4 protein-coding genes are annotated in these 6,526 nt (G+C 36.8%); 2 read left to right on the top strand and 2 right to left on the bottom strand.

Annotated features, from left to right (window positions below; translation table 11 throughout):
- Positions 1–499: 499 nt before the first annotated feature.
- Both MHH41_RS18740 and MHH41_RS18735 read left to right on the top strand, forming a co-directional pair.
- Entirely contained in the window at positions 500–1,618 is a 1,119-nt protein-coding gene (locus tag MHH41_RS18740) for a response regulator aspartate phosphatase (protein WP_106073181.1), read from the top strand.
- A gap of 486 nt (positions 1,619–2,104) precedes the next feature.
- Positions 2,105–3,130 carry a protein rep gene (locus tag MHH41_RS18735; protein ID WP_172692993.1) on the top strand — a complete coding sequence of 342 codons (1,026 nt, stop codon included), beginning with the start codon at positions 2,105–2,107 and terminating at the stop codon, positions 3,128–3,130.
- A 535-nt stretch (positions 3,131–3,665) separates the two neighbouring features.
- Here MHH41_RS18735 and MHH41_RS18730 read toward each other — a convergent pair.
- Positions 3,666–4,088 (bottom strand): hypothetical protein, encoded by a 423-nt coding sequence (locus tag MHH41_RS18730; RefSeq protein WP_335363952.1) that lies wholly within the window; start codon positions 4,086–4,088, stop codon positions 3,666–3,668.
- A 919-nt stretch (positions 4,089–5,007) separates the two neighbouring features.
- Positions 5,008–5,520, bottom strand: a complete 513-nt coding sequence (locus tag MHH41_RS18725) for a DUF3967 domain-containing protein (RefSeq protein WP_335363953.1) — start codon at positions 5,518–5,520, stop codon at positions 5,008–5,010.
- Between the last annotated feature and the right edge of the window lie 1,006 nt (positions 5,521–6,526).

Genomic DNA, 6,526 nt, shown 5'->3' with positions numbered 1-6,526 from the left:
TATTCATCTGATTGTTTGGCGAAGGTGCGAAGCGAAAAGGCGGCGGTAGTCGCCTGAGTGGCAACGAAAAGCGAAGCACCCAGAGCCAAACGAGAACCCCCCCATGCTAACAGGGGGGTAGTAATGTATGAGAAAACTGGTGGAAGCCAATCATACCAATGGATTGGGCTGTTTTCGTTTTGAAACGTTTTTATTTGGATGATAAGATGCATGATTAAATATATAAAAATATCGAGGCTGTAATTCTAAAATGCCGTTGAGAGCGTTCAGATTCGATTCTGAGCGCTTTTATTTTTGTTTAGGTAATGAAATAAGGGGATACGTCAAAAACGCTTATAAGGGCTTTAAATACGTTTTTTCGTTTTGTCTGCTGAATTCATTTTAAAAAACGTTTGCGAGATACCGAAAATTTTCAAAAATGGAAACGCAAGCAAGTTATAGCCGTATTTCATGTGCTAGGATTTAACATAAAAAAGCGATGTATCGGGGGATTGATGGTATGGGAACTATTGCAGCGCCTGTGGTTGGTCAGAAGATTAATGAGTGGTATCGACATATCAAAAGGTTGAATGTGACAGATGCAGAGATTCTCCGTAACGAAGTTAAGAATGAACTGGATTTGATGGAGGAAGACGAACAGGTTGTTCTTTATTTTCAGCTAATGGAATTTCGCCATGAACAGATGCTTGAATACGTAAATCCATCAAAAAATACTGTCAACAAAGCTGATTATTTGAGAGCTGTCGAAGGTGAAGGGAAAAGGCTTACTGGTATTATGGAGTACTACTTCAATTTTTTCAGAGGGATGTATGAGTTTTCTAAAGGGGAGTACATAAAAGCTATTACATTTTATCGCTATGCTGAAAGAAAACTTGATAAAGTAGCTGATGAATTGGAGCGTGCGGAGTTCTTTTTCAAAATGGCAGAAATCTTTTATCACATGAAGCAAACACATCTATCTATGTATTATGTTGAACAGGCGTATCATGCTTATAAGGCAAACAGTATATATCAAGTTAGGTTAATCCAGTGTAGATTCGTGATTGCGGGAAATTATGACGATCTGGTCAGTTATGAGAAGGCACTTCCCCATTTGAAATTAGCTTTACAGGAATCTATTGCACTTGGCCATGATTACATTACGACTAAGGGTTTGTTGAATTTAGGAAACTGTTTTAATAAACAAGATGATGTTGCGAAAGCAACAGTATATTACCAACGTGCATTAGAGTTAGGCGAGAAGATCGGTGCTAAAGAGGTTGTACAAGCTTGTTATGATTTAGCCATCATTTTCTTTAAGCAGGGACGAAAAGAAGAAGCTCTTGATTATTGTGTGAAAGGAAAAAGCTATGCTGAAAAGTATGATGATTATATGTTTGTCGATCTTTTTAATGTGCTTCATGAGTTATATGTGACGGTTTCGCCTAGTGTTGAAGTCAATCAAAAATTCGATCAACTTTTATATAGTCGTGGTTATCCTTATTTAGAAGACCTAGCTTTAGAGGCTGGAAGATTTTATAATGACATAGAACGATTGGATGATTCTGTATTTTTTTACAAGAAGATGATCCAAGTTCAGAAACTGATTCAAAGGGGCGATTTTGAATATGACGTTTAAAAAAATTATGGCTGCCGTTTTGATTTTAGCTGTGGCTGTTGCGCCAGTTTATGGTTTAGCGACGCAAGATAACAGCGTTTCTGTTGCTTCAAGGAATGCAACATGATGTATCGTATTCGATTTGTAACATGAAAATCGACAGACCTTTAGGGTCTGTTTTTTTTGTTGCTAAAAATCAAAAAAAAATCTCCCCCTGCGGGGAAATTTGGTTTAGTCTTTGGTCTTTTAGGTTTTTAGGTTTTGGTTTTTAAAAAGATGGCGTTTCGCCAGATTTTTGGGCGATTTTGACGGAGTCAGAATCGTGTCTTTTCTTATCTTGATACATATAGAAACACTGTCATTTTGAAAAAGTGCGATAAATTCAATGGTGTCAAGGCTTTAGAGGCATTTTGACAAGTCAAAACTCCCTCTGCTATTATTAAGTTACCACACTTAAAATAATAGATTGCTAGAGATCAAACTAGCTTCAGAAGGAGTTTTTTGACTTTGTCATATTTAGATGAATCAAATTATAGCATCCTTGACGATAAAACCGCAACAGGTAAAAAGCGGGATTGGAGAGGAAAAAAAGTGAGATCGTCGCTTGTGGCGGCTCATTATGAAGGACTTGAAAAGCGTACCGGTGCACCTTATTACGGAAAAAAAGCTGAAAAAGTGTGTAATTGTGCAGAGTGTCTTGTGTTTAGAAGAGATATTGAAACGGGCAGGTTACGATTATCAAATGCTTATTTCTGTAAAGTGAGGTTATGTTCGATGTGTGCGTGGCGAAGATCATTAAAAATTGCGAGTCATAATAAATTGATTGTGGAAGAAGCAAACAGACAATATAAGCCAGCATGGATATTTCTCACGTTGACAGTGAAAAATGTCGAGGGTGATGATTTAAAACAAACGATTACTGATATGATGCAAGGCTTTAGAAAGCTGTTTCAATACAAAAAAGTGAAAACTGGCACACTTGGTTTTTTCAGAGCTTTAGAGATTACGAAAAATCATGAAGAAAATACATATCATCCTCATTTCCATGTGTTGATTCCTGTAAAGAAAAGCTATTTTAGAGGGCAATCTTATATTAAACAAGCGGAGTGGACAAGCTTTTGGAAAAAGGCAATGAAATTGGATTACACACCAATTGTTCATGTGCAGCGGGTCAAAGGAAAAAAGGGAATCAATGCGGAAGCGATTGAACAAGAAGTGCGTAAAGAGATGGAAGAACAAAAGGCCATTCTGGAAATCTCGAAGTATCCAGTCAAGGATACGGATGTCATACGTGGGAATGAAGTGACCGAGGAAAATTTGGATACGGTTTATTATTTGGATGATGCATTAAGTGCCAGGAGGTTGATCGGATATGGCGGGATCTTGAAAGAGATTCATAAGGAACTGAATTTGACGGATGCTGAAGACGGGGATCTTGTCAGAATTGAAGAAGATGATGATGAGGTTGCGAATGAGACATTTGAAGTCATGGCCCGTTGGCATGTTGGCATAAAAAACTATATAATTTCCTGATTAATCTAAATAATATGAGGTATAGTTTAATGTTTAAGGGAAGTATTAAAGGTGTATTGATTGTTTTATGTTCGTTGATTATTTTGATTTTAAATGTATTTGCATATTTTAATTATCGTTTATCTTCAGTTTGAAAAGATGTTAGAAATTATTTAAATGAAAGGTTGCTTCAAGAAGAAGTGAGGAGGGAATCTTAATTCTTGAACTTCATTTTCTGATATGTTTATTAAAAGAGGTGAGATTATGTCTAAAACAAGTGAGAGATGGTCATTGAAAAACTTGTTAATCTATATTGTTTTGTTTGTAGTAATTTACTTGACTGTTATTTTAGTGAAGTTTTTAACTGGTACTGATATAAATTGGTTGAGTACATTTTTATTTATGTTTGTGATTTCAGCTATATATCTGATACTTCGAAATACCAAAAAAAAATAGTGGAAATTCATCTACTAATGCAAAAAAAAGGTCCTAAAGAAATACTTAGGACCTTTTTTGCATTAGTAGATTCGAATAAAAGAAATAGGAAATCTAGAAGTTAAATAGAGCCAAGACATTTGATTTGTATCCATCCCAAGGTAAGCACAAGACCGTGGATACCACCTTTTGCTCCTGCTTTAATCAGATATTTAGCTGCTTTCATTTTCTGTCCGGAAGCTAATGCTTCTACTGCTGCTGTGAAAGCTGACACACCAAGTGCATCCTTCCACTGAGCTTTAATTTCTCTTGTTAAGCACTTGTCATATTTACTGGGTTCTATCACTTTTGGTGCTTTTGCATACGTAGATACAGTATTAAAAGGTTCAACTGCAGCACATTCATATAAGTTTTTATTAGCATTATTGAAGTCGATATATTCTTGTGGTATATATCCAAACTTATTTTTTATTACTTCTAGATTAACCGTTGCATTACCGTAACGATCTATTTGAATAGCTTCGTTTTCAATAAAATCAATCATGTCTAAAAGTTCTTGTTCACTGATGTCTAACTTGTCCAATTCGTTAGGTGTAGCGGCATTAGCCGCGGGAATCAGACACACAGTCATTAATACAATGGATAGAAAAGCGCACAGAATTTTACTTATTTTATATTTAATTCTAAAAACCTCCCTTTATTTTCTAGAAGTTTAACATACGTTCGATAAAATGCAAGAAAAGGTAGTTAATTAATTGCCTATTAGATTTCTTTGTACCAAATTTCTTGGTTTGTTCCTCGTGAAAAAAATTGTTGAATTTGTACGGACGCACCTTCAGACCTATCATGTGATAGTATTACAAACGGTTACAAAAATTGGTTAAATAACCACAAATAAGGGACGGTGTATTGTGTATGCTAGCTGTTATTTATACGGTTTTCATAATGTTTTTGGTTTTCTATCTACTGAATTATTTAGGTCAGAAACTAATTGCTAAAGGTCGCCCTGTTAATCATTCAATCATCATAGTAATCTCACTTATTGAAGCTATTATTGGGATTGCTTTGGCTTACTATAAACCACCGTTTCTATAGAAATCACTCCTTTTTTAGGGATATTTTCATCCTAACATTTAATGATTTAGCGTTGGGAATTCATTGGAAAATTTCTTTTTTGGTTGCGGTGTCCGCAATCATTTTTTTTATTTTTTAGAGCTTAGTTTTGAGGAATATTTTTGTGGTAGAATCCGTTCACTGTGGAGGTGAATGTGATGATGATTGTAATTAATGTGATGGATTTAGGAGCATTCATTATTTGTACTTTGCTGTTCATTGCATTGTGGTTTGAAGAATCAGAAGAAGCCGGCTATTAAGTCGGCTTCTTCTTTACACGCTTGACGGAAATCGAGAGATTTTAGCACTCACACAGGGGTGTGTATAAGTGCGCCATTGTCATGGGTGTCCTATTTCCAAAATTGCCACCACTTTTTTTGTTGAGATGCAGCAATCTGTTTTTTCATTTCTTCATTCTCTTTTAGAGCCTCTATGAGGTGTTTGTCGCGTTCCTCAAGCTTAGCCTCAATGTAGTGTTGTTGTTCGTGAATTGTCTGAATAAGAGATTGGATGATTTGTTTTTGTTCATTCATTTGTGAGTTGAGAGTATTCCTTATGTCCTCTATCGACTCATTCAGCGTCAATGCTGTACTTTTTGTATGATTGTCTATTGTGATAGTGATTGGGTGTCCCTCATTAGTGAGGACGGTCTCAATGTTTTCTATAGACTTTCCTTCTACGTATAAACCACGAATTTTTTTCAGCAAAGGAATGGACTCATTTGCTACTAAATAGCTTTTTCCGTTTTTCTTTATGTTCAAATGATGGCCATGTTGACGAATGTATCTTCGTAATGTGGTATCTGGGATTTGAAGTTCTTTCTCTAATGATTTGATAGAGTGCCATGTTTCTTGGTTATCCATATAATTTCACCACCTCGTTCACCATACGATCATACCTTGATTATTCTAGTTATATCAATGCATCCCTGCGATCACGATCATGGTTGCGTCCATGGATACGATCATACGATCACGCAATGTTTAAGGCGGTGGATACCAATGTGACAGCAAGGAATTCTTATGTTCTTGCATTGAAATATGGAGAGAAGAAAAAATATATGAAAAGAGCATAAGGGGTTTTTGTCCCCACTTATGGTGTGGAACTAGGCAAAGCCTAGCAAAAAATGACCCCATAGAAGTGGTGCTGATCACTTCTGCAGAAGTGGCGGTTTTTGAGGTAATCACTTCCCGATCACTACTAAAAAACGAGCCGGTCACTGGCGGATCAGTAATGGAAAATGATCGACCAGTTGCCAATCACTTGTCAAAGTGCCCAGTTATACGCAGCAAAAAATGTGCGTGTTTTTAGAAAAGTCAACGAGGGTTTTTTCACGAAAGTTTGGTAACGTTTTGTGTTTGAAAAGGAGCGCACTGCACACAAAGAAAGGTAACGTTTTGCAAAAAAATCAGTCGCAACAAGGGTTCAATAATGGATGAATTAAGTTCGTGTTTGTTTTGTGTTGTTTCGGAAAAGTGTGCACTCAAAAGGAGCGTTACTGTTTAAAAAATGGAGTGAAAAACATACGGCATGAGTCAACGGTAAGCGGAACGAAAGTGAGCATTAAGGAGTTGACTCATTCACTACATCCAAAGCCTATTGATTCAAACAAACCCCGTTTGTTTGCGCCAGCCGAAGGGGCATCCCCCGAAGATCGGGGGTAGGGGGTTTGAATATTTGCGATCCAACGGGCTGACCGTTGGCGGGTTTGGGCAGCGCCCGAAAAGAGTCACTAGGGAACAAGTGCCCACTTATGCACCTAAATAGGTGCTGTGTGTTTTCTCTCCGTTCAAAGCAGAATGCCAGGGCATTGTACCGTTGGGATATTGATGAAAAAATTTGGTGGAGATGATAGAATAATAGAGGATT

It is taken from the genome of Bacillus sp. FSL K6-1145 (assembly GCF_038003425.1).
Classification (GTDB): domain Bacteria; phylum Bacillota; class Bacilli; order Bacillales; family Bacillaceae; genus Bacillus; species Bacillus pumilus.
Note: the sequence above shows the minus strand (reverse complement) of the source record. Positions and strands in the feature narration are given on the sequence as shown.